This window comes from Arcicella gelida, assembly GCF_034931025.1.
GTDB classification, from domain to species: Bacteria; Bacteroidota; Bacteroidia; order Cytophagales; family Spirosomataceae; genus Arcicella; species Arcicella gelida.
In genome coordinates this window covers 109,122-135,597 of the sequence record NZ_JAYGIL010000010.1, presented here as the reverse complement: position 1 = coordinate 135,597, position 26,476 = coordinate 109,122, and the positions used below count along the sequence as shown (strand labels likewise).

Here is a 26,476-nt window from a genome sequence, read left to right as displayed (position 1 = left end):
CCCTAAAACTAAGTAATAGATATAAACAAAGCTATTATTAGATCCTAAACTAGTCTTATAAGTTTCCTAAAACAATAAATTGCCTAACGCTCGAAAGGGCTTATTGAATATATTAAATGTTGCAAGGCAAAAGGAATATTTATCCCTGATACATTTGCGAGCGTGTCGCTCTTTAACATTTTTGGGTATAAGGAACAAACCACGGACAGTTTGAAGTTTGAGCTATTTCAAGATACTCACCAGAAATATGAAGGAATGACTTTTTCAAAATCAATTCTATAAATTTCAATATTTAACTCTTTTGGAAATGGGTACTTAACAGCTAAGATGAAATTCTGTGGAACTGAATAAGGGTTTTCTCAGAGGCACTAATCAAAGAAGAATATTGGTCTTTCGGTATTCTCGTGGTGTACAGCCATTCATTTTTCTAAATGTTGCGTTGAAACGACTAATTGAATTAAACCCACATTCAAAAGCTATTTCAGTAATACTCTGGTTGGAGATTGTTAATTTTCTTTGAGCATGTGAAATTCGCTCTTGAATTATGTACTCATGTAGTGTGCAACCAAAGGCTTTCTTAAAAATTGAATTTGCATAATCAGGATGTAGCCCAACGGCTGTGCCAATATCCGCAATACTAATTGGTTGTAAGTAATTTTGAGTAATATAAACTACTATCTGTTCTGTTACACTAAAATCATATTTTTGAGTTGATGTAAATTCATGATGATTATATGTGGTTTCAAGCGCTAATCTCAACAACCTTGCATGAACTTCTAACAATATAAGTTCCATATTTGAAGATTGATTGATTTCTCCATTCCAATTTTTGAACATAAATTCATCCATTACAGCATACTTTTCAGTTGACGCTACAATTACTTCTCCTCTTAAAATCTTATCAACAAAAGAAGAGGGAAGATTCCATGATAGAAATTGAGAGAAAGGGATTGTACATACATAATAGGGCAATGTGGTATTACAATCAATAATTTGGTGTGGTGTTAGCCCCCAGAACACGGCAATTCTTTTTGCTGGAATCACTATTTTTCTATCGTTGAATAAATAGGTCATATTACCCTCTACAAAATAATTTAATTCTATTTCGTTGTGTCTATCAGGTTTAGACATCAAATTAGGAGTCCACAACTCACAAGTCAAACCATAAGGTTTGTATTCTTGCCGACTTTCGTTGTATTTATTTAAAATCTCGGTATTCATCATGTTTATCTCGAAAAATAGATTGTTTTAACCTAATAACAAGATTTAAATTTACGATATTAAATCTAAATATATAAACCATGAAAATTAAACTACTTTTTACCGTCATATTTTGGATGGTATTTTTTGAATTGTCAAACGCTCAAGTTAATGCTCAATCAACCCAATTAAAACCTCGAATAATTGTACTGACAGATGTTTCAACATGGGAAACCGATGACAGCGAATCCTTAGTGAGATTGTTTGCTTATGCAGATATGTTCGAAATAGAAGGTATTGTCTATACTACAGGTTGGAGTTTAGACGAAACAAGAGATGATTTTTTCGGCTTAATCCATAATACTATTGATGCTTATGAAAAGGATTTACCTAATTTGATGAAGCGTTCAAATCAAAATGGTCACCTATCCAATGAAAATAAGCAAACAGTTGGTTATTGGCCAAGTGCAAACTACCTACGGGAGCGTACCGTATTTGGGAGTAAAAAAAGAGGCATCGCTAATATTGGTCAAGGCTATGATTCTGATGGTAGCAATTTAATAATTAAGCAGGCTGACTCAGACGACAAGCGACCTTTGTGGATTTGTTTATGGGGCGGTGGTAATACCTTGGCACAAGCTATTTGGAAAGTAAAAAACGAACGAAGTACAGAAGACTTACGAACTTTCTTACAAAAAATTCCAACTTATGCAATTACAGACCAAGATAGGTCTTATGAGAAAGGAACACCTTTTGAAATCAGTGCTCAGCAATGGTTACGGAAAGACTTTGAGAAAAGCCTTGTTTACTTGTGGGATGAAAGCGCATGGTTATACCAAAATGGTACAGGGAAGAAAAATTGGGAAGAATATGAAAAAAATATTCAAAGTCATGGAAATCTAGGAAAAGTATATCCCAAATATAAATATGGTGTAGAGGGCGATACTCCTTCATTCTTGTATTTACTTCCGAATGGTCTAAATGTTCCAAGCAACCCTAGCGATGTTGGTTGGGGAGGATATTTTAATTGGGGAGTTGGTCCTGATAATACAAGCTATTCATACACAAATCATGAAGGAAAAGCGAAAGAAATTGCATCGAAGTATGCTTCATATTTCTATCCCGCCATTTTTAACGACTTTGCAGCAAGAATGGACTGGGCAAAAGATGGTCGTGGGAACAGTAATCCAACTGTCATTATCAATAAATCTGAAGGAACAGATATAATAAAATTAAAACCCAAAAGTGGAACTACACTAACGCTTGATGCTTCAAAATCAAAAGATTTAGATAATAATCAACTTAATTATAAGTGGTGGTTTTTATCAGAGGCAAGTACTTATACGGGTAACCTTAACATTACTGGAGCTAATGATGCAAAAGCTAGCGTAAATGTTCCTTCCAATGCTATTGGGACAAGTATTCACATTATCTGTGAGGTAAAAGACAACGGTGAACCCCATTTAACAAGTTATAGAAGAATTATTTTGGAGCCAATCAAATAACATTACAATCATGAAAATATACATAACATTGCTTTTAATTGTAGTAGGAATTTGGGATGGTTATTCCCAACCAAGAGTAGTTATCATGTCAGATTTTCCTCCTATAGATGTAATACCAGGAGGAATGGGCTTTGGCGTGCCTGAAAAAAGAAGTGATTCAGATGACCTACAGTCTATGGTTAGGTTTTTACTATATGCAAACGAATTTAAAGTAGAAGCTCTTGTGGCCACATCGGCAACGTTTGCCAATGTAGCTAACAAACAGCATATTTTCGATATGCTATACCTGTATGATTATGTTCGTAGCAATCTTCAAAAAAAGGATAGTCGCTATCCAACAGCCAAACAATTACGTGCTGTCACATGGCAAGGGCTTTCTGGAACGTATGGACGTCCAGCGTCAGAAGTAATTGGAAAAGGTAGAGAAAGCGAAGCTTCAGAGCAATTAATAAAGCTATTAGAAAAAGAAGACGATACCCCGATTTGGTTCTGTATTTGGGGGGGGTCTTCAGACTTATCTCAAGCATTATGGACTATAAAAGAGACAAAGAGCGCTTCAGATTTAAGAAGAATCGTACAAAAAATACGTATTTATATGGTTGGACTTCAAGATGGATCTGGGCAGTGGTTACTTGATACATTTCCAGAATTATTTATCATTATGTCGAGTCGAAATTATATGGGTATGTTTAATAATGCACAAGGAGCAGATATTAAGTTATCAGACTTAAATTGGATTAATAAGCATATCCGTAAAGGACATGGATTACTCGGTGCGATATATCCAGAAAGTGGTTTTTACCCAGAAACACCTGGCGTATGGGAAGGTGATTCACCGTCATTCTTGTATCTAGTAAGCGCCATCAAAGGCATCAATAATCCTGAAAAACCCAATCAAGATAGTTGGGGTGGAAAATTTATACAAATTGATTCGAAGAAGAACCATTGGTTTGATGACCCTGTTGGAGCTCAATCTGTTTGGAAATGGCGAAGCCAAGTTCAGGAAGATTTTGCAACTAGGGCAACGTGGATGCTTCCTTAGTTTTAGATCTTAGGGTTTCCTAAGACCTAAAACAATGAAGAGCATCACGCTTGAAAGGGCTTATTGAATATATTAAATGTTGCAAGGCAAAAGGAATATTTATCCCTTATACAGCAGATTCCATGCTACTTACGTTTTAGATGAAATCCGCAAAAAATACCGTTTGATAATTTTTTGGAAGAAAGCTTGGGTTGAAAGAGTAATGTTAGTTTTTAATTTGATACTTTAGCATTTGAAATATTAACCATTTCAACAACACAAAAAATACTACAATACATTTGAATATTAGCGTGTTGGCTGTAAGTTTAAAACGATTCAGAATGTAAAATCAATCGATACAATGAAAATAAAAGTACGAAAAATGGTAGTATGGACAGTTTCTGTTATTGCAGGTTATTTCATCGGTGGACTTGTAATACACTATTGGATATTTCCAATTAAAACCCCAGATTTAACCGACTATTTCAAAGTGGGACAATCGTTTCATTCAAAACTAGAAGGACTTACCCAAACAATCGTAAAAGTTGAGAATGGGCTACTTACCACAGACATAACTATTCAAGCCCAATCAAATGGACCTGTGCCACATGTACACGAAAACTTCGAGGAGACTTTCGTTGTAAAAAGTGGGACACTTTCAATGCTATATGGCAGCGACATAAAAAGATTTACAACTGGACAAACAATTGTCATCCCCAAAGACACACCACATAAACCATTTAATGAAACAGATTCTGTTGTTGTAGTAACAAGTGTAATGCCACTGGATTTTGCTTTTTGTCTCTCTCAGATTTATCCATTTTGGGATGAAAATGAAGCTAATTCTAAGCCCCCAAAAGTTCTTTTTCAACTTGCAGTATTAGGCAACAAATTCGATTCTTATCCAACAGCAGATGCACCACCAAAAGCAGTTTTAAAGACATTGAAATTTTTACTGGCACCGACTGCACGGCTAATTGGCTACAAAAATTACAATGAAGACTACAGACCGAAATAGAAAATCTACAGCCCAACAGAGTAATTATGAAAAGGGTCTTATTTCATAATTACTTGTTCGTTTCCAGCAAGTCAAACAATGACAACACAAATATTAATCGTTTTAATTCTGACATTTATAATAAACCTTATTACTACACTTTCTTATTCAGTGAGAATTGTCGGTATTCGTACAGGGCGAGTTGCCATTTCATTTGCATTGTTCAATATTCTTGTTTTAGTTTCAAGAACAGCAAATGGTTTTCAAGCCCCACTTTTAGCAAAGACAGTTGAGAATGATATAAAAAATGGTGTATTCGAGAATATTGGAGTATTTCGACTCATTATTTTGTCATGTTCAATTGCGACAATTTTTGGGGCATTGCTCATTCCTTCCTTTCAGAGAGTTTTGTCAAAAGCTGTTATCAATTTCAGCATTCATAAATCAATGGGGAAACTAATTCTTCATGGTTTTTCTAAGGCAGGTATTCTTTATTTCAGAGATAATTTGACGATTCCTCACAAGGACAATATTTCTCAAATTAAACTTGACAGTGAATTTCCTTGGAGAATATTTCTGCTAAACATTTTTGCAGTTGCCATCCTGACAATTGGTGTATTATCTGCTGTTTACGCATCATATTTAAATCCAGAATACAGGACAACAGCGAGTAATTTATCAGCTTTTATCAATGGTTTTGCAACAATATTAATGTTTGCCTTTATCGACCCTCATTTATCTGCAATGACCGATGATGTAACGTTAGGAAAATGTTCAGAAAACACTTTCAGAAAATACATTGTATATATGACCATCGCTCGACTTTTAGGGACAATTTTAGCTCAATTATTATTTTTACCAAGTGCCCAATTATTAGCATGGACTGCGACACACATTTAGATAAAAGAGACTACACTCGCTACTCCAAATTTTTGAACTTTGAACTACAAATCAAATGCAACCCCTTTCTGCAAATAGTATTACTCCTACTTCACATGATATTTTGAAACATCAATATTGGGTGTCGAAAAAATCGTGCCGTTGTCTGAAATTAAAATGGCTTGGTATTCTGGATATTTTTTTAGGAGTTTCAAGCCTGCCTTTTTTCCCAAAACCATGATAGAAGTACTAAAACCGTTGGCAACTTCGGCACTTGGGCCTAATACGGTTACGCTACAAAGTCCCGTGGCGGGATAGCCCGTTACGGGGTTGATGATATGTGCATATCGTTTACCATTGAAAACCACAAATTTCTCATAACTTCCCGACGTTACTACCGCACTTTGTACCAATGGAATGATAGCAAAAAGTGTATCTTTTTTCATTGGATTTGTAATGCCGACCGACCACGTATTGCCGTTTGGATTTTTCCCCCAAGTACTCATATCGCCCGAACCGTTTACGATGCCCGCTTTAATACCTTTTGCCAACATCATATCTCGGCATCTGTCTGTAGCATAGCCTTCGCCCAATGCTCCAAAGCCAATTTTCATACCTTTACGTTTTAAGAAAATGGTAGAATTTTCCTTGTTCAATTCTATGTTTTCGTAGCCTACTTTTTCCACCGATTTTTTGATGGCTTCGGGACTTGGCATCTGTTTCATTGAGCCATCGAATTTCCAAATTCTATCCATTGCCGCAAAACTAATGTCAAAAGCTCCACCTGTTATTTTAGATAAATTAATGGCTCTTTCAGTCAGGGCAAAAACTTCTGCATCAACTCGTACAGGTTTTATGCCTGCATTTCGGTTTACTTCCGATACTTGCGTATCGCTTTTCCAATCAGAAATTAGATTTTCTATTCTTGTAACTTCGGCAATGACACTATCAATATTATTCTCGGCAGATAATGCGTCGTTGGCAACAATCGTAATATCAAAGCGACTTCCCATTAGTTTAACGGCTCTTTTACGAAGTACTTGAGCAGAAGTATTGAAGCCAATAATCAGGAGTAAAAGGATAAATATTTTTTTCATTGTAAAAAGAATGTTTGATAGCAAAGTTAAGCAGTTAATTTTTACTTGCCTATCTATAAAACTTAAAAAGGGTTTCTATAAAATACCATTTATAGAGACCCTTTTAACCTATTTTAAAGTATTATTTTAATTAACATCCCACCAAACACGAGCAGAAATCATATCGTCACTTCCTTGTTTTGATGCTTCAACATTATTGGTTTGTCGCTCTGTTTCAGGATACATAAAACGCAAAGGGCGGTCATTTGGAGACGCTGCATCCAACGAATTTGGAATGGCTGGAATCCCTAAACGTCTGAAATCATTCCAAGCTTCAATACTGCTTATACTGTTGATAGCAAGCCATTTTTGTTCAATAATTCTTGAAATGGTTTCATTGAATGCAACATTTGTTTGGGCAAAATAAGCAGGTAATTGTGCGGTAGCAACACCCATATAAACAAATGATTCTGAGATGGCTTGTTCATATAATGATTTAGCCGATTGGTTTAACCATCCTCGCTGTGCTGCCTCTGCTTGAAGAAACAAACTTTCAAAAGAACTTAACATCACGGAAGCCTGAGTTGCACTTTTGAAAAGGCCCGCAGCACGATTTGTATTTTCTTGTGGCCCTTTAAAAGCAGATGTAACATTTCTGTTATATTGACTTTCAGCATTTGGGTTTCCAAACAATACTCCTTTGTATTCACCATTTACGGCTACATACAATTGTGCTAGTCTAGGGTCATTTCGCAATTGATATTGTTGGATAACAAAGCTTGTCGGTCTAATATCTGTGTAATTAGCCGTAGTAACACCTTGTACATTACGATAATAATTTTCCCAGAAAGGATTCATTTTCCCAGCAGTTAATAAATAACCAGGTTGAATTGTTGCTGATTCTCCAACACCCAAAAATCCACTTCCTTCTTGCGTAATTTTTTGCATTTCAGTAGTGATGTATGCCGAATTATTCGCTTCGCTCTGACGTAATAATGCTCGTAATTTAATCGTATTGGCAAATTTCAACCAAGATACTTTATTGCCTTTGAAAAGTATATCATCTGCATTGGGCTGACTACCAGCCGCTGACGACTTTATATCTGTCATTCCCTCTGAAATTAAAGCAATAGACTTTTCATATACACTTTTTCCTGTTTCGTATTTGGGCGTTGGGAATTTTGTACCTTGAAGTCCTTCGTCAAATGGAATATTATTATAGAAATCGACCAATCTCAAAAAATGCCAAGCTTGCATTATTTTAGCAATTCCTGCATAAAATGATGCTCTTTCAGTTATTGCTTGTTCTCTGATAAGTTGGTAATAAAGGATATTCGTGTAGGCATTTTCCCAAACAGGAATCCCGTCTCTTTGGTGACGAATAGCGGGACCATTATAATTTTTCATATCAGGGAAAAGGTTTACACCTTCGCTACTTGTACCCCAATATCCACCCCAAAAAGCACCAATTTGGTTTATTTGAATGGTTTCCTGATTAACAGAACTTACTAAAGCAGCAGGTAATTTTGCACTCAAGCTTAAATTTTCCGAAACAGGAGAATTTGGATTATCATTCACATCCAAGAAATCACTGCATCCAGATAGTGATACGGAGATAACTATTAAAAATAATTTAAGTATATTTTTCATTTTCCTTTTAATTAGAATCCAATGTTAAATGTGAACCCGTACGTTCTGTATGGAGGTACTTGTCTGAAACTAATGTAACCATCCGTAGTATTGTATAAGTATTCAGGGTCACCATAATTATTATCTTTGTGTCTGATAATGAATAAATTATTCGCCACAAAACCAATTGTTGCTTCTTTGAAGAAGCGTCTAGTTCCTAATATTTTAGATGGAATAGAGTAACTAATATTCAATTCTCTCAGTTTAAAGTAATCAGATTTAGCAGCTGTATTACTTTGAACTTCACCTTGTTTTGTCCAATATGCCTTATCTCCTTTTGAATACACACTGGTATTTTCTGAATAAGAACCATCTGCATTTTGAATCACAGAGTTAGGATAAATAAATGGTTGTCTGTCAAATTCTGCTGTTCTTGGATCTGTACCTGCTGTGTACATACGTGGTACAATCTCAGAATACAACCAGCCTCCCATTCTCCAGTCGAACTGAGCATTCAAAGTAAAGTTTTTGAATTTAAGCATTGAATTGATACCCATTTGGTAAGGTGGTACCATTGTGCCAAGGTGTACAGGGTCTGATGCAATCAAAGGTTCTCCTGTTGACGCATTGATTACGACACGTCCTTGTGGGTCACGCTGATAATCACTTACTTGAAGACTTGGGTACGATTGCCCAATATTGGCATAAGATTGGCGGAAGATATTAAATGAGGTAAGTCCTTCGTATAATTCTTTTACCTGATTGTTGATATGGGCAAAAGTAAATCCTGTATTCCAACGTAAATTTTTAGTTCGGATAATATCTCCACTTATCGTTAATTCGACAATATTATTGGTTAAACGTCCTGCATTTACAAGGGCACTGCTATAACCTGTAGCCCTAGAAGTAGTAGCATTAAAGATTTGTCCTCTTGAATCCGAATAGATATAACTACCTTCAATATTAAGACGATTATTGAAAAATGCTAACTGAGCACCTACTTCAATAGATTTTACAAATTCTGGTTGAATATTTGGATTTGGATACCGTGAACTTGGCGTAAAGCCTACAAGGTTTCCAAAAGGAAAACCATTGATTTGGCTATAAGCATTGTTTAAAGAGTAAGGGTCTAAAGTTACGTTTCCTGTTCGGTTATACGAAGCAAAGAGTTTCCCAAAACTCAATGTTGATTGTTCTTTTAAAGCCGGAATAGCGTCTGTGAAGACAAATGAAGTACTTACGCCCGGATAAAAGTAAGATCTATTTTCTTTGCTTAAAACAGAAACCCATTCGTTTCTTCCCGTAAGGGTAAGAAACAAGTAATTTTTGTACCCTGTTGTCAATTCCCCATAAGCAGCCATCGAACGATATTGGGTAATGCCAACACTTCCCGTGAGTTCCCCAATACGGCTTCCAGGATTGAACAAATCTGGTAAAGTTAAATTGCTTGAACCCACAGAAGTACTTTTAGTTTCGTCTGCTCTTAGGTTCTGCCCAACAATCATTCTTGTAGAAAAATCACCAATTTCTTTTTGAAAAGAAAGAATTAAATCATTATTAACACGACTAAAATTTTCATTTCCATCTGTTACCGAACCATTCACATTTCTTCTGCCTGATGCTTCAAACTTCGCTACAGTATTTCTTGTTTCAGCATTACGAGTATATAAACCAACTCTTTCAATAATCGACAACCAAGGCATAATTGGGTATTCAAACTCTAATTTACCATTGAAAGTCTTTTGTTTTACACTATTACGATAAGCATCTATTTGATGATATGGATTTTTTTGAAGGTCGGTAAAGAAGTAAAGCGGGTTCGCCATACTATTTGTTTCTTGCCAGTTTACCAAACTATTAAAGTCTATGTTGGCAGGAAGTTGGTAAGCAGTAATCCAAGGTCCATCAGGAGTAGTTTCACTAGAAAAATCTGAATAGCTGACGTTATATGACGTTTTAAGTTTTCCAAAACTACGTGTTCCGTTAAATCTCCCATTCGTTCTTCTGCTTACATCTTCGGGTATAATTCCTTTAATATCAACATTTTGCAATGAAAAAAAGTAGGTAGATTTATCGTCTCCACCAGAAAAAGAAACATCATTTTGCATATTTACGCCAGTCTGGAATAAATCAAGTCTGTTGTCTCTTGAAGGAGCACCATAAGTAATTTGTGGAATTGTTCCGTCGGGAAGGGCTGTTCCAATCGGCTTTAAAGTACCATCAAAACTTGGTCCCCATGATTCATATTGTGTTGGGCTGTAAACACCATTAACGCCTTGTCCAAATTTGGTTTGTGCTGGCGGCAACATAAATACTTGCGAGAAAGTAGTTGTATGCCCAAAAGTAACTCTGCCTTTTTCTTTAGAACCTGTTTTGGTGGTAATCATAATTGCCCCATTTACTCCTTCCGAACCATACAAAGCCGCCGCATTTGCTCCTTTCAAGATGGTGATACTCTCAACATCGTTTGGATTAAGTCGCCCAATTTCTGGAACTGGCACACCGTCAACAACATAAATCGGTGCATTTTTACTTCTATTTAGCGAACGACTTCCTCGCATCACAATTTGTAATTGAGGGTCAACTTTGCTGTCGTATGTATTTATACGTAATCCTGCAACTTTACTGTTTAGCCCACTAAGTGGATTAACCGTTTTCCCTTGATTCAAATACTCATTACTTACCACTTGCGCACCACCACCAAATTCTCTGGATGCACGTTTGATACCTAAAGCTCCTGTTACAACAACTTCTTCAAGTTGATTGACTTCACTAAGTAACTGAATAGTCAATTTTTGAGTAAAATGCTTGTTCTCAACTTCAACTTCTTTCTTCTGATACCCAACAAATGAAACAACGATTACCTCGCCAACTTTAGCATCAATCCTAAAGCTACCATCTTTATGAGAGCTTACTCCTCTATCCTTACCTTTGATTTTGATGTTCGCACCTGCAAGTGCTTCTCCTGTTTCTGCTATTACAATGTTCCCCTTTAATATTCTATCTTGTGCTAGTGTAGATTGAATGGATAAGAGCAACAGTAACAAGCTAAATAAATATACTTGTACTTTCATAATGTATGAGTTTTGTATGTGATTGTTTATTTAATCTTATTTGGACTAAGTTTAAATAAAGAACAAAGGTAGTGTTGGAAGTTTTAAAATACCAAAGGTTTTTTAAGAAAATTTAACACCCTTTTTTTGACACATCTTTGTACTTTTGTCAATTTTTATCAAAAACCCACAAAAGTTTTACGCACTCAAATACTGCATATTGAATTGTTGCTGAATAGTATTTTTGAGGTAATTTTTTTCAAAATTGAAGACGCATCTCAGGAAATAAAAAAAGGTCAAAATTGCCTTTAAAAGCTCATTTGACCCTTTTTAACTTTTAACAAATTACTCTAAATCTCCATTTCAAGTAAAGCATAGCTCAAAGCTTTGCCATGTGTATCCATTGCCAGCGAGGTCGTGACCCCACTCATTAAAGCACCGTAACAAACAAAAAGTAAAGAGGAGACATTAGGCATTTCATAGCGAATAATTTCGCCTGAAACAATTTCATGTAAATGACTCTTTACTTTTTCAACGGTTACTTCTTGGCATAACATTTCGAAGTTTTTTCGTCAAAAGGAATTAGCGATAAAGTAGAGATATTGCCTTTATCTCCCGCTCGGCTGTGGGCTATTTTGTATAATTTCATACTTCAAAAATGCTTATTTTGGGTAAAATATTTTCTCGATTTATTAAAACAGAAATAATTCATATTACTTCATTCACATACTTTCGTACGCCACCACCACCTGCTGGACCATTGGTATAAAGGGCTTCTACTTCTTCTCCAATTGAAGTTGCGTCATCAATTGTTTTTGCTTTTCCAGCCACTCGCAAACGAATTTCAGGAATTGTTTTGGGAATAGAAATAGTATCAATACTTTGACGATGAACAGCATTTAAACCGATATAATCTACTCTAAAATCATCAAATTGATTTTTCAAGCGTTTTTCAAGTGTCTTTCCTGCTAATTCTGCCCTTTCAAAAGCACCTAATCCAGCATAAGAAATTTCTCCTTCTCCTAAGAAAAATGCCTTATAACCAACACTTACTTTGTATGTATTAGGTCTTTGTTTCCCAGTTCCACCACTTACTTGTACTTGATTTTTAGCGATTTCTTGCAATTTCACCGTCGTAAAATCTGCAATTACATTGGGTGTAAAATATTCATAAGGATTAATTACTTCGTATAATAATTGTTCTTTGGCAGTTTGTAAATTCACCATACCTCCCGTGCCGTCAATTTTACTAATAATGGCTGAACCATCTTGAAAAACATCTACAAATGGATGACCGAGGATGTCCATATTTTCAACGGGTTTTTTAATCGGGTCGGCAAAATATCCGCCAGTAATATGTCCTGCATATTCCATCAAATGTCCAATTACCGTTCCTTTTCCCATCAAATCATAATTGTCTGTTGCCCAATTAAATTCATGAATTATCGGTGCGAGAAACAACGATGGATCGGCTACTCTGCCTGTAATGATGATATTGGCATCGTTTTTCAAGGCTTCTAAAATGCCTTCTACGCCTAAATAAGCATTGGCAGAAATCAATTCCCCCGAAGTAGTCAAAGGTTCATTTGTTTCTATCGCTAAGGCATTTTTATCAATTTTGTCAAAAACATCATCGCCACTTACAGCCGCCACTTTTACTTTTAAACCTAATTGTTGAGCAATTTCACTTACTTTTTTGGAAGCTTCTACAGGATTAGCTGCTCCCATATTTGTAATTAAACAAATCTTGTTTTTTACTAGAATGGGTAAAAGTGATGTAATTCTACGCACCAAAAGCGGGTCATAACCTTTGCTTGGGTCTTGTAATTTGCGTTTTTGGGCTAAAGCAATCGTTCTTTCTGCCAAGCATTCAAGTACTAAATAATCTAAATTTCCTTTTTCGGAAAGTACAATGGCGGGTTCAATTCTATCGCCCGAAAAGCCTGCACCACAACCAATTCTAATTTTTTGTTTCATCATTAAATATGGATTGAACCCGTTAAAAGTGCCACAATCGTCATTACAATCGTCGTTCCAAAAGCCCATTTGAAAGTAAAACGTTGATGTTCGCCTAAATCAACCTCGGCTAAACCTACCAACAAAAAAGTAGAGGCCGTCAGCGGACTTATCGGAAAACCAACAGTCATTTGTCCAAGTAAAGCCGCTCTTCCAATTTCTAGTGAATCAATACCAAACTGGTTTGCTGTTTGACTTAAAATTGGCACAACGCCAAAATAAAAGGCATCTGGTGTGAAAAGGATACTAGCTGGCAAGCTGGTTAAAGCGGTTAAAGTTGGCAATAAATTGGCATGTTGTTCAGGAATTAAACTGACCAAACTATTCGCCATTGCATCAATCATTTTTGAACCCGTCAAAATTCCTGAAAAAATCCCTGCGGCAAAAATCATACTTGATACCAAGAAAATGTTTGTGCCATGTCCTTTCAATACTTTTTGTTGGTCGGCAATTTTAGGATAATTAATCAGCAGCGCAATCATACTTGTTGTAACAAACAATGCTGAAGCTGGAACCCAACCTTTGATAAGAATCGTAATCAACGAAATCGTTAATATTGCATTGAATATCAGCAATTTGGGTCTTCTTAGATGGCGTTGTTCCTCATTCAATTCATCTTGATGATTATATTCAAAATCAATAATTCCAAGTCGATTTCGTTCTTTTTTCCCGAAGTGATAAGCCACAAAAAGTACCCAAATAATTCCCCCAATAATGGCAGGAATATTAGGATTGAAAATATGAACAGCGTCGCTTTTAAGGGTGGAAATTGCTCTTGCTGAAGTGCCAGACCAAGGTACTAAATGCAAAAGACCAACACTCAAAGCTACAATGGTTGTAAGTATTAAACGATTGATTTTTAATTGTTTATAAATAGGTAAAAATGCCGAAAGTACAATCATGAAAGTGGCGGTTCCGTCGCCATCCAAATGTACAATCATCGTTAAAATGGCAGTGCCAATAATTACTTTTAGCGGGTCGCCTTTTACGGATTTGATGATAAAGGCAATTACAGGGTCGAATAAACCAGTATCGAGCATTGTGGCAAAATACAATACGGCAAACATCAATAAAATACCTGTGGGTGCTACTTGTTTGATGCCATCTAAACCAAATTTTCCTAATTCGGTAGGATTGAAACCTGCTATCAATCCAAATATAATTGGTGTTAAAACCAAAGCTGTCATTACCGACATGCGTTTGGTCATGATTAAAACAAGAAAAACCGCAATCGTTGAAAATCCTAAAAGTGCGAGTATCATAAATATGCAGAGTTAGTCAAATTTCAAATAATCATTAAAAAATGGCAGTAAATCATTCAGTACTCGCCCATCGCTTGACCAAATTTTATTCCCGTGGTCGCCAATGTACTCTTCTGCAAAATGATTAATGCCTAAATTTTCTAATCGCTGGCTCAGCATTCCTATTTGAATTGGAAAACGTGGAGAATCATTTCTACCCCAATCCAATTTTATCGCCTTTATTTTTCTAAGATTATCTGCATATTTATCAACCATATATACTGGCATATTGGCTTCCCATTTTTCTAAAACAGCTTGATTAATAATCATTTTATCGCCATCGTAACTAAATGGAAAATCACAGAAAAATGGCGGATTATTCGGGTTTGGCGACCATGCTCTTGCCACTGCCACTAATACTTTTGGATAATAAGTCTTCTTTAATTCTTCTTGCGTTTTAATTTTTTGAACCTCTTTAAATGAAGTACTATTTGCACCAAATTCTTTGACCATTGCCAACAAACCAGGACTCATGGCATAAATACTGCTAAAAACTTCTGGATGAAGCATTCCTATTTTAAAAGCACCATAACCACCCATCGAATGTCCTGCAATTCCTCTGTTTTCACGGTTGGCTAAAGTCCTAAAATTTTTATCCATGAAACCAACTAACTCTTTTGCTGTGAACTCATCCCAATTTCCTATTAAAGAAGAGTTACTATAAAAACTGCCTTCATAAAGTGTATAATTATCGGCTTGTACCAAAATAAACGGACGAATTTTATGCTTACGAATGCCTTCGTCCAAAATGTTTTTCATATTGACGAAAATGCTATCTTTTCCCATAAAGCCATGCAAATAATAAATGACTGGGAAACGTTCCTTCGTACTTTCATAATTTGGAGGAAGGTAAACCGAAATCTTTCGATTGGGATTTTCGCCACCAGTATTTTGCAAAGCTTTAGATTCAATAACATGACTGACGATTTTTCCTACACTGTTTTGTGCATTGGATAAATGGCATGAAAGAAAAATGATAATTAAAAAAATGAGTTTTTTCATCTATTCATAGTTTGGATAATATGCTGAATACTCCTGTATCAATATTTGTATTATACAAATAATTCTCACAAAAGTGAAACAAAGCCATCGAAAATAAAAGAAAGTATTAGGAAATATTTGAAGCTAAGTATTCAGAAGTTTTTAATTAAACCTACAAGGATTTACATCACTTGAAAATCATAAAAATAAAATTGGAGATTATCCTTTAATTGGTTTTCTCTTTATAAAGAAATCAAAAATTGCTAGAATGTGTCAATTTGGCTTATTCCTCATTTGAAATATTTCGTTTCGGCAACGTTGCCGGCAACGATTGCACAAAAAAAGATAAAACTTTGTTTGCTAAATCCAATATACCGACTGAATATTGAAGTTTGCTAAGCTAAAAATCTGTATATTTTCACCTTTCCACTTCCTGAAATTTTGATTATTTGCATAAGTATCGTAAAATATAACATCATGAAAAAAAGAGTCTCTTTGTTAATTGCCATTTCATCGGCAATGTTTTGTAATAATATTATTGCACAAAAAACAACAACTTATAGCTGGAAAAATCTTCCGAAAATAATCCAACCTACTTTTGCAAAAGATACTTTCAATGTCACCAAATTTGGGGCAAAACCCGATGGTATTACTTTAAATACTCAGGCAATTAATGATGCCATTATCGCTTGCAACAAAAAAGGTGGTGGCGTAGTACTTGTGCCAAATGGCATGTGGCTAACGGGACCAATTGTGCTAAAAAGTAATGTAAACCTGCACATTAAAAAAGCCGCTACGCTTTTATTTACGGAAGATAAAAATCAATATCCATTGGTTGAAGGAAGCTATGAAGGTAAAAGTGCGGCAAGAAATCAATCGCCAATTTCTGCAACCAATCAAGAAAATATAGCCATTACTGGTCAAGGAATTATTGATGGAAGTGGCGATGTTTGGCGAGCAGTAAATAAAGCTCAATTAACGGAATCTCAATGGAAAGAAAAGATAGCATCGGGAGGCGTTTTAAAAGCAAATGGGCTTACTTGGTATCCTAGCGAACAATTTATGAAAGCTAGTGTAGAAAACAAAAGCATGTTATTGAAAGAAGGTGTATCTCTTCAAAGCTTTGTTGATATAAAAGATTTTCTTCGTCCTAATTTGTTGGTAATCACTAAATGCAAAAAGGTATTGCTTGAAGGCGTTACTTTCCAAAATTCGCCTGCTTGGTGTTTACATCCATTGATGTCCGAAAACCTTACCCTTCGCAATTTGACGATTAAAAATCCAGAATATGCCCATAATGGCGACGGTATGGATATTGAATCTTGTAAAAACTTTTTAGTGGATGGCTGTACCATTGATGTTGGCGACGATGCCATTTGTATTAAATCTGGTAAAGACGAAGAAGGTCGTAAAAGAGGCATGCCTACAGAAAACGGAATCATCAGAAATTGTATCGTTTACAATGGTCACGGTGGCTTTGTGGTAGGAAGCGAAATGAGTGGCGGAGCAAGAAATATTTTTGTATATGACTGTACTTTTGCTGGTACTGACAAGGGTTTACGTTTCAAATCTGTTAGAGGAAGAGGTGGAATTGTTGAGAATATTTATGCCAAAAATATCTTTATGAAAGACATCGCACAAGAAGCTATTTTCTTTGATATGTACTATTTTGTAAAATTTGCTACCGATAGTCCACGTGACGAACGCCCTGTCGTAAATGAAGGAACGCCAATTTTCAGAAATATGAAATTTGAAAACATTGTTTGCAAAGGAGCGAATAAAGGCATTTTTGTACGTGGATTATCTGAAATGCCTATTCAGAATATTCAAATGAGTAACATTGTTTTAGACACTAAAATTGGAGCAGAATTCACCGATGCAAGTAATATTACTCTTGAAAAAGTTACACTTATTTCAGAAAATACAAATCCTGTTATTTCTGTTAATAATAGTAATGGCTTAACCTTCAATACGATACAATATAAAGCCAATGCAGCATTACTTTTTGCTATCGCTGGCGAGCGTAGCAAGGCTATCCAAATCCTACAAACTGATAGCAGTAAAGCTCAAAAACAAATTGAATTTACAGAAGGTGCTACCAAGGAAGCTATCACTGCAACCACAGGAAAATAATAAAAGTTGTCTTTAATCTATCCTTATGAAAATCCTTATTTATTTAGGTTTTCTGTTGAGTACTATCGGAGTATTTGCCCAAAATAAAACGGCAAATACTCCTAAGTATCCAACTTCTTTTACTGTTGCCAAAGATGGCAGCGGCGATTTTAAAAGTATTCAAGAGGCTGTTAATAGCTTCCGAGATCATTCGCAAGTACGAGTAAAATTGTATATCAAAAATGGTATTTATGAAGAAAAAGTGGTCATTCCATCATGGAAACCCAATATTCATATCATTGGCGAAAGCAAAGATGGCGTAATGATTACGGGAAATGATTTTTCTGGAAAGTCATATCCAAATAGTTTAAAAGACGCTACAGGAAAAGATAAATTCAGTACTTATACTTCGTACACTGTACTGGTTGACGCACCGGATGTTATTATTGAAAACTTGACGATTCAAAATACGGCTGGACGTGTAGGGCAAGCGGTAGCACTTCATATAGAAGGCGACCGATTTGTTTGTAAAAATTGTATTTTGTTAGGAAATCAAGATACCCTTTACGTTGCCAGAGAAGGTACAAATCAGTATTTCCAAAATTGTCACATTGAAGGAACTGTAGATTTTATTTTTGGCAAATCAACTGCTGTATTTCAATCCTGTACCCTAAAAAGTTTATCAAATTCCTATTTAACGGCAGCGGCTACTCCGCCCTATCAAGCTTTTGGTTTTGTATTTTTTGATTGTAAACTGATTGCTGATTCAACTGCCCAAAAAGTATATCTTGGGCGTCCGTGGCGACCATACGCTAAAACTGTTTTTATCAGAACTACGATGGAGAAACATATTACTCCCGCTGGATGGGATAATTGGGGGAATAGCGAAAATGAAAAAACAGTTATTTATGCTGAATATCAATCTACTGGCGAAGGAGCGAACCCAGAAAAAAGAGTTACTTGGTCTAAACAACTTACTAATAAAATCTTAAAACAATATTCTCTGGCAAACATTTTTGCGAGCGATAATGCTAAATCAGCCAATTGGTTTATCATTGAATAAATCAATTAATTTTTATTATTCTAAAGTATTGATGCTTAATCATCTTAGATTTTAAAACATTATAACATACTTAAATTAAGCACTTTAAATTAAAAATCGCAATTCAGTACTCATACTTATCTCTCAAAATTAAAAAAACTATGAATCTAAAAATTGTAACAATCCTAGTATTAAATCTGGGAATGAGCATCAGCCATATTAATGCACAAACGAAAAATGCGATTTCTAAAGTTTGGGTAGCTGATTTAGGAAATGGCAAATACAAAAATCCTGTTATTGATGCCGATTACTCCGACCCAGACGCTTGTCGGGTTGGTTCAGATTTTTATATGACAGCCTCAAGTTTTGATGCGGTGCCGGGTTTACCGATTTTACATTCTAAAGATTTAGTCAATTGGACGATTATCGGTCATGCCCTAAAACGCCAACCGCCTTACGAACACTTTTCTAAAACCCAACACGGTAATGGCGTATGGGCACCTGCCATTCGTTATCGTAATGGCGAATTTATGATTTATTACCCAGACCCAGATTTTGGTATTTATTTAACCAAAAGTAAAAATCCAACTGGCCCTTGGTCTGAACCTCTTTTAATTGAAGGAGGAAAAGGACTTATCGATCCATGTCCATTTTGGGATGATAATGGCGAAGCTTATTTGGCACACGGCTGGGCTGGAAGTCGTGCGGGTATCAAAAGTATTTTAACCATCAAAAAATTAAGTGCAGATGGCACAAAAGTATTAGATGAAGGCGTAATCGTTTATGACGGACACGAAACTGATCCAACCATTGAAGGACCAAAAATGTACAAACGCAATGGATTTTACTACATTTTTGCTCCAGCAGGTGGCGTTTCTACAGGTTGGCAATTGGTATTGCGTTCAAAAAATGTCTATGGCCCTTATGAACGTAAAGTAGTGATGAACCAAGGCTCGTCGCCAATCAATGGCCCACATCAAGGTGCATGGGTAAATACTCCGCAAGGCGAAGATTGGTTTCTTCATTTTCAAGACAAAGGCGTTTATGGCAGAGTAGTTCATTTACAACCGATGAAATGGCTGAACGACTGGCCAGTAATTGGCATCGACAAAGATGGCGATGGAACAGGGGAGCCAGTTTTAACGTATCAAAAACCCAATGTTGGAAAAAACTATCCAATAAGTACTCCCGCAGAATCAGATGAATTTGACGAATCTACTTTGGGTTTGCAATGGCAATGGCAGGCTAATCCAAAAGGCATTTGGCATACCACAAGTAAACAAGGCTTTTTAAGATTGTATTCTTATCAAGCACCTAGCGAAGCAAAAAACTGTTGGGAAATTCCTAATATTCTATTGCAAAAATTCCCGACAGAAGAATTCATGGTAACAACAAAGCTAACGTTCAAGCCTAATCCCAAAATAGATTCTGAAAAAGTAGCCTTGATTATTTTAGGCAAAAACTACGCAAATTTAGGATTGAGAAGTAGCAAAGAAGGCATCAATTTAGTGTTAGGAGAATGTATCAAAGCCATAGATAAAGCACCGGAAACGGAGAAAGTGATTACTCGTATTGACCAGAATAAAGCCATTTATTTGCGAGTAAAAGTAAGCAAAGGTGCTATTTGTCAATTTAGTTATAGCCTTGACGGACAAATATTTATCAATGTTGGCAGTGAATTTAAAGCTGAAGTTGGTCATTGGATTGGTGCAAAAATGGGAATTTATTGTACAAGAAACAACCAAAGTAATGATGCTGGCTATGCCAATTTCGACTGGTTTAGAGTAAGCCCAATTGCTGATACAAAATATTAAAATGAAAAACATTATGCCCACTATCAAAAGAAGAACGCTCATTAAAACAGCTCTTACTTTAGGACTGACTTCATTTTTTCGTCAGCATACTTTTGCACAAGGAACACTGGTTACAAAAAATATAGAACCTTGGTCGGTTCGTATGGCGAATGCCGATATACTCAGAAATCCAGAAGGTTGGATGTTAGATTTTTCCAAAGAACCTCGTTGGGGTTATTGCAATGGCTTAGTTTGTAGCGCTCTTGAACAATTATGGAAACAAAAGGGCGATGAAAAGTACTTTCTTTATATTAAAAAATACGCTGACGATTTGATTAACTCAGACGGGAGTATCAAAAGCTATAAGTTAGATGCCTATAATATTGATGCCTTGAATGCAGGAAAATTCCTATTCACTTTGTACGAAAAAACGCATGATGAAAAATACAAAAAGGCTATTCAACTTTTACGAAGCCAAATGAATACGCATCCACGTACATCGGAAGGCGGTTTCTGGCATAAAAAACATTATCCACACCAAATGTGGCTTGATGGTTTGTATATGGCTTCACCATTTTTGGCTCAATATGCGAAAACCCTTAATGAACCTGCACTTTTTTCAGATGTAGCCAATCAAATTATCTTGATAGACAAACATAATAAAAACACCCAAACTGGACTATATCATCATGGTTGGGATGAAAGTAAAGAACAACGTTGGGCGAATAAAGAAACAGGTAAATCGCCTCATGTTTGGGGGCGTGGCATGGGCTGGTACGCCATGACATTGGTTGATGTACTTGATTATTTTCCGAAAGATCATCCTCAATATCAAGCCATTTTGAAGATTACTCAAGCAATGGCGGAAACCTTACAAAAGTACCAAGACGAACCAACTGGACTGTGGTATCAAGTAATGGATGAGGGTAAAAAAGAGGGAAATTATTTAGAGTCTTCGGGTTCAACAATGTTTGTGTACTTTCTGATTAAAGCTGCTCGACGAGGATTAATTGATAAAAAATATATCCAAGTAGCTCAAAAGGGATATGATGGTATTTTAAAACATTTTATCAAAGTAGAAGCTGACAAGAACATTTCAATTACAGATGCTTGTGCCGGTGCAGGATTAGGCGGAAATCCTTATCGTGATGGCACTTATGAGTATTATTGCAAAGAAGTAAAACGTGATAATGACCCAAAATCTGTTGGTCCATTTATTATGTTAGCATTAGAATTTGAGGCTATTCAGCAGAAAAAACATTAGTATTTAAGAACATTAGAAAATAATAATTCTTCTCTTTCAGAGAATGCTTATTGTGTTATTTTAGCAATCAGTACATTTATTTGTAATGGTTGCTAATTTTTTTATGCACTCCCCTTTTTATCAAAAGTGATACATTTGTAGCTTTAGCGTTAATAGCATTTAAAAAACTGTAGCCGTCGCAGGTCGCAGTGATAACACCCAATAAAATGTTATTAATTAGTCTTTCCAGTTATTTTAATACAAAAAAGCCCATGACTCACACAGCATTTTCCAAGCTAGAAACCGACATTCGTAGTAAAATTACTAGGCATTTACTCTACGACACTCCTCTATCTATTTACCTAATTGACATAGAACAAAGAGTAAATGTCTTTATGAATGAGCGGTATTATAAAGCTATTGGATATACTGCTCAGGAATTTGAATCACTTGGAAATAATTTCTTGGAAGCAATGATTCCTCCAGATGATTTTGAAAATCTCTACAGATTCTTAGATGAATTAACCAACTCTCCGAACGACGATTCTCATATTCTAGTACATAGGTGTGTCTGCAAAGATGGAAGCTACAAATGGTTTAAAAATTATATTACTGTTTTTGAAAGAGAGCCTTCTGGCGTTCCAAAACTTGTTTTGGGTATTGGCATTGAAGTAACGTTTCAGGTTGAAGCCAGACAAAAGCTTTTTGAACAAATCAAAAATATTGAAAAAGTCTCCTTTACATTATCTCACGAACTTCGGCATGAGCATAGTAAAATATTAGGTATTCTTCAGCTTTCGAAAGAGAATAAAGAGCTGATTGAAATTGAAGACCTACAATGGCTTGCTAATTCGCTTTACGAAAGTGCCGAAAGTATCGATAAATCTATCTACAGTATTTCTCAGCAATTGCACTCCATTAAATCTGAATTTATTACCTTAAATTCCACTGAAATATAATTGTTTAAATATTTTAAAATCCTTTGATGTATTATATGAATCAAAGCAGTAAAATTTAATATTGTGGTTATTATTTTAAATGTTCACTTTAAAATAATAACCTAATATTAAACATCTTTTTTAAAATATCACATTGGGAAAACCTGATAGTCTATCATTTAGATACTCGTTCATATTTGAGTAACTTACTTGCCCATGGAATGAAAAATTGAAAATTAGGTGCATCTGTATGACCTCCGTTGTGTTGTCGCCAAGCTAATTCACCATCCAGTAATCCAGCAAGTACTGGCGGCATTTTTTCATTATGATAATCGTTACTCAAACCCAAATCTTTAGCCCCTAATAATTTAAATACTGTACCTGCGGCAATGGTAGCTTTATAACTACCCACTTGGTCAAGCCATTTAGCATCACCTTTTTCTGGAATTCCATAACTAACAAATGTAGGACGGGGTGCACAAAGTGCCAATAATTCATGTGAATCTACAGGAAGGTCGCAACCCGTTTTACTCCCAAAAGACGATTCTGAGGCAGCATATTTTAAATAATTCCCTGCCATCCAATGAAATTCACCACTACTGGCAAGACTTTCAACGGCTTCACCAAAAACACGTCTTTGTAAGGTTGTTCCACCTTTTCCAGAAGAGCCAATCAATCCAAAGGCAAAACGTTGGTCAAAAGCCATTGTTACTAAAGCTGCCTTCCCATACCTTGAAACGCCTTCAATACCTACTTGTTTGGTGTTGACCAATGGCTCGGTTGCCAAATAATCTAATGCTTTCGATGCTCCCCAAGCCCATGCTCTTAATGCACCCCAATCATCTGGTTTTCTAGCTTGACCTTTGTTCACCAAACCAATTACTCCTCTTGTCAGCCCCGCTCCATTATCTGCTTGGATACTATTAGGTTCTAAAGTACAATAACCCCAACCCGCAGCGAGTAATTGTTCTGTTGGTGGAGAATCGCCCGTAACAGGTGGTGCAAAAAAACCAGCACTTGGCAATCTTGTAATAGGTGCATAAGCTGGATAACGCTCAAAAATCTCTTTCATTTCAGGATTACTCTTTATCATCATCTCCTTAAATGCGATATTGATTTTCTCCATATCAGCAGGATTGGGCTGTGCGGGCGATGGCAAAGCTGGAAATCCAAACATCATCAGTACTGGAACAGGCCCTTTTACATTAGCAGGCAAAACCAATACCATATTGATATTGACGTTTATCAATGGATAATCACTATTATCTACATAACCGATGATTTGTTTCGCAACCACAGGAATACGTCCAACTACTTCATTGTCAGTAACTTTTATCCTCCAAGTTACTTTAGGTGCATTCGTAGGAACTTTCCCATACATTTCTTTTTCAAAATCTGCAATGATTTCTGGGCGACGTAAATTCCACCACTGTTCAGGAGTACTTACTTTTTTGCCGTTTCTAGTTGTCAGTGCATCAGGCAATTCTGGACAAGGGTTCGCCAGATTTTCATCATAATTTGCATGGTTTGGGTCAGCTTCATTGCCACTTGGTCCAGACCTTAGTTTTTTAATCCCCAACTGTTGCATCATATTGGCTTGGTCTTGTTGAGCCGTAAATGTGGTGAGTGGCGGATATTTATTACTATCAACAACCACAGGTTGCTGTGCCAAAGTCCAATGACAAAGCCCCAAAGACATAATCGTGATGAAGTATTTTTTCATGAAAAACATAGTTTTTTAGTTTAGTATCAATGATTACTTATCCGTTCTAAACGGAGAAGCTGGTAATCCTTCTTTATTATAAAGGTTAGGATTGACAGGATTATCAGCCCAAGCGTATCTTACATAGCGTGGTTTGGCTACTTCATCACTCCAGACAATTACTACTTTATCTCCTTCTATTTTGGCTTTAGCCCAAACGAATTTTTTATCTTCTCCAGCTATCGCAAAATCACTCAAAGCTTCGCCATCGTTACTTATCAAGCCTGAACCAATATTAGAAAAAAGAAGCGTTATTTTACTTCCTTCGATACTTGAAGACTGAAAAATTGGGCCAGATGAAGTAACATTCTCCTGATAAGCAAGCTTCATCGCTGATAATGAAAGGCGTTCGCCAACGTCTTTTTTATTATCTGGATGAATATCGTTCCATTCTCCTAAGTCAATAGCAACGGTCATTGCTGTGTTGGGAACCGACAAAGTATTCAGTTGGGCTTCTCTAACAATTGCCATATTGCTTTCAGAAGGCAAATAGTTATATTCCATAAAACCTGGGAGTTGAACATACAGAAATGGCGATAAATCTTGTTTCCATTGATTTCTCCAATCGTTAATTAAAGCAGGAAGGAGTTTGGTATATTCATGCGGACGCCCAGTATTACTTTCACCTTGGTACCAACAAAAACCTTTAACAGCAAAATTAATAACAGGTGAAACCATCGCATTAAACAAAGCCGTTGGTTGATTTTGGGCATTAATACCCATACCGCCGCCAGCCATCATGTTTGGTCTAAACACAAGACCAACTTTATATTGCCAAGTACCTTTCAAGTCAACAGTATCAGTTTCTGAAAAAATACAATAAGGTTTATCAGGTACAAAACCTCCTTTGCCAGCAGTATTTGTCACTCGTATCACAAAAGTATTTTTCCCAGCTTTTAGTATATCAGCAGGGACTTTATATCGCCTTTGAGGATACAAATAAGTAGTATTTCCAATCTTTTTTCCATTAATATACAGCTCGTCGGCATCTACAATTCTACCTAAAAACACCTTTGCCGATTTACCGACCATCGTAGCAGGAATCTCGATTTCTTTTCTGTACCAAACTACACCATTGAGGTCTTTTATTCCTTGGTCTTCCCAATATCCCGGTATATTAATATTTCGCCAGTTTTTAGGTGTGTAAGCTGTTTCAAACCACTTCGTGTTTTTTAGTCCTTCGTCAATTGCTTGTGGTGTAGTTTTGGGAATCGTTCTTCGGTTCAGACTGTTCACATAAACGGTATCTTTATTTTTTCCAATTATACTTTTTTGTGCTGAAAAATCCTTGAATCCATTTTCACTTATCCATGCTTCGATGGGAGTACCGCCCACACTTGCGTTGATAATCCCGACAGGAACTTGATATTTTTCATGGATTTTCTTGGCGAAAAAATAAGCTACCGCCGAAAATGGACGCACATCTTCACCCACAGCAGACTTCCATTCCCCATTTGGAAAATCATTTTGAGGCGACTGCAAATTGGTAAGCGTAGGAATCCAAAATTGTCTGATTTGAGGAAAATTAGCTTCTGCAATTTCTTTAGCATAAGTAACATCATGAATATTTAACTGATGAACCATATTACTTTGTCCGCTACAAAACCATACTTCACCAATCAAAATATCTTTTACTTCCATTCGAGTATCACCCAAAATTTCCATCGTAAATGGGCCGCCAGATTCCATAGCAGGTAAATTTACTTGCCAATCTCCTTTTGCATCTGTGATAGTTTTGTGAATTTTACCCTTAAATTTTATTGTGATTTTTTCCTTCGGTTTTGCCCATCCCCAAATTTTCAGATTCGTATTTCGTTGAAGTACCATTCCATCACTAATAAGTTTTGGTAAACGTAATTGTGCTTGTACAATGATACTTATTGTAAAAAGTAAGCAACTAAATAGTATTTTTTTCATCTTGTTACTGT

General features: G+C 36.0%; 17 protein-coding genes and 2 pseudogenes. 9 read left to right on the top strand and 10 right to left on the bottom strand.

Features of this window, described 5'->3' with window-relative positions; translation table 11 throughout:
- Nucleotides 1-372 precede the first annotated feature (372 nt).
- Nucleotides 373-1,224, bottom strand: a complete 852-nt coding sequence (locus VB776_RS10240; protein ID WP_323328656.1) for a helix-turn-helix domain-containing protein — start codon at nt 1,222-1,224, stop codon at nt 373-375.
- 77 nt (nt 1,225-1,301) lie between these two features.
- Between VB776_RS10240 and VB776_RS10235 the strand changes: the two genes are divergently transcribed.
- The 4 genes from VB776_RS10235 (at nt 1,302) to VB776_RS10220 (ending at nt 5,623) form a co-directional block, all read left to right on the top strand.
- Nucleotides 1,302-2,705 (top strand): DUF1593 domain-containing protein, encoded by a 1,404-nt coding sequence (locus VB776_RS10235; RefSeq protein ID WP_323328654.1) that lies wholly within the window; start codon nt 1,302-1,304, stop codon nt 2,703-2,705.
- Between the two features lie 10 nt (nt 2,706-2,715).
- On the top strand, nt 2,716-3,747 hold the full coding sequence (locus tag VB776_RS10230; protein WP_323328652.1) for a DUF1593 domain-containing protein: 1,032 nt from the start codon (nt 2,716-2,718) through the stop codon (nt 3,745-3,747).
- Nucleotides 3,748-4,108: 361 nt separating this feature from the next.
- Nucleotides 4,109-4,744: a cupin domain-containing protein gene (locus VB776_RS10225; RefSeq protein ID WP_323328650.1), complete on the top strand. Its 636-nt coding sequence runs from the start codon at nt 4,109-4,111 to the stop codon at nt 4,742-4,744.
- 78 nt (nt 4,745-4,822) lie between these two features.
- Nucleotides 4,823-5,623 carry a lipid II flippase Amj family protein gene (locus VB776_RS10220; protein WP_323328648.1) on the top strand — a complete coding sequence of 267 codons (801 nt, stop codon included), beginning with the start codon at nt 4,823-4,825 and terminating at the stop codon, nt 5,621-5,623.
- Nucleotides 5,624-5,709: 86 nt separating this feature from the next.
- Here VB776_RS10220 and VB776_RS10215 read toward each other — a convergent pair whose 3' ends face one another.
- From VB776_RS10215 to VB776_RS10185, 7 genes and pseudogenes are all read right to left on the bottom strand, one after another.
- Nucleotides 5,710-6,699: an FAD:protein FMN transferase gene (locus VB776_RS10215; RefSeq protein WP_323328646.1), complete on the bottom strand. Its 990-nt coding sequence runs from the start codon at nt 6,697-6,699 to the stop codon at nt 5,710-5,712.
- A 126-nt stretch (nt 6,700-6,825) separates the two neighbouring features.
- On the bottom strand, nt 6,826-8,328 hold the full coding sequence (locus tag VB776_RS10210; protein WP_323328644.1) for a SusD/RagB family nutrient-binding outer membrane lipoprotein: 1,503 nt from the start codon (nt 8,326-8,328) through the stop codon (nt 6,826-6,828).
- Nucleotides 8,329-8,339: 11 nt separating this feature from the next.
- Nucleotides 8,340-11,381 (bottom strand): SusC/RagA family TonB-linked outer membrane protein, encoded by a 3,042-nt coding sequence (locus VB776_RS10205; RefSeq protein WP_323328642.1) that lies wholly within the window; start codon nt 11,379-11,381, stop codon nt 8,340-8,342.
- 329 nt (nt 11,382-11,710) lie between these two features.
- A pseudogene (locus VB776_RS10200) lies at nt 11,711-12,009 on the bottom strand (AtuA-related protein).
- A 62-nt stretch (nt 12,010-12,071) separates the two neighbouring features.
- Nucleotides 12,072-13,337: pseudogene (locus tag VB776_RS10195) on the bottom strand (acyclic terpene utilization AtuA family protein); the annotation flags it as partial.
- Nucleotides 13,338-13,339: 2 nt separating this feature from the next.
- Nucleotides 13,340-14,635 (bottom strand): CitMHS family transporter, encoded by a 1,296-nt coding sequence (locus VB776_RS10190; RefSeq protein ID WP_323328747.1) that lies wholly within the window; start codon nt 14,633-14,635, stop codon nt 13,340-13,342.
- Nucleotides 14,636-14,650: 15 nt separating this feature from the next.
- Nucleotides 14,651-15,679, bottom strand: coding sequence for an alpha/beta hydrolase (locus VB776_RS10185; RefSeq protein ID WP_323328638.1), 1,029 nt, complete (start codon nt 15,677-15,679; stop codon nt 14,651-14,653).
- A 456-nt stretch (nt 15,680-16,135) separates the two neighbouring features.
- Between VB776_RS10185 and VB776_RS10180 the strand changes: the two genes are divergently transcribed.
- The 5 genes from VB776_RS10180 to VB776_RS10160 all read left to right on the top strand — a co-directional run bounded on the left by VB776_RS10180 (nt 16,136) and on the right by VB776_RS10160 (nt 22,807).
- Nucleotides 16,136-17,791: a glycoside hydrolase family 28 protein gene (locus tag VB776_RS10180; protein WP_323328636.1), complete on the top strand. Its 1,656-nt coding sequence runs from the start codon at nt 16,136-16,138 to the stop codon at nt 17,789-17,791.
- Between the two features lie 25 nt (nt 17,792-17,816).
- Nucleotides 17,817-18,833, top strand: a complete 1,017-nt coding sequence (locus VB776_RS10175; protein WP_323328634.1) for a pectinesterase family protein — start codon at nt 17,817-17,819, stop codon at nt 18,831-18,833.
- A 182-nt stretch (nt 18,834-19,015) separates the two neighbouring features.
- Nucleotides 19,016-20,626 (top strand): glycoside hydrolase family 43 protein, encoded by a 1,611-nt coding sequence (locus VB776_RS10170; RefSeq protein WP_323328745.1) that lies wholly within the window; start codon nt 19,016-19,018, stop codon nt 20,624-20,626.
- A 13-nt stretch (nt 20,627-20,639) separates the two neighbouring features.
- Complete coding sequence (locus VB776_RS10165) at nt 20,640-21,869, top strand: glycoside hydrolase family 88/105 protein (RefSeq protein ID WP_323328632.1); 1,230 nt, start codon at nt 20,640-20,642, stop codon at nt 21,867-21,869.
- Between the two features lie 251 nt (nt 21,870-22,120).
- Nucleotides 22,121-22,807 carry a PAS domain-containing protein gene (locus tag VB776_RS10160; RefSeq protein WP_323328631.1) on the top strand — a complete coding sequence of 229 codons (687 nt, stop codon included), beginning with the start codon at nt 22,121-22,123 and terminating at the stop codon, nt 22,805-22,807.
- 154 nt (nt 22,808-22,961) lie between these two features.
- Here the strand turns inward: VB776_RS10160 and VB776_RS10155 are convergent, their stop codons facing one another.
- Together VB776_RS10155 and VB776_RS10150 are read right to left on the bottom strand one after the other, a co-directional pair.
- Complete coding sequence (locus VB776_RS10155) at nt 22,962-24,509, bottom strand: glucuronyl esterase domain-containing protein (RefSeq protein ID WP_323328629.1); 1,548 nt, start codon at nt 24,507-24,509, stop codon at nt 22,962-22,964.
- A 33-nt stretch (nt 24,510-24,542) separates the two neighbouring features.
- On the bottom strand, nt 24,543-26,465 hold the full coding sequence (locus tag VB776_RS10150; RefSeq protein ID WP_323328627.1) for a sialate O-acetylesterase: 1,923 nt from the start codon (nt 26,463-26,465) through the stop codon (nt 24,543-24,545).
- Between the last annotated feature and the right edge of the window lie 11 nt (nt 26,466-26,476).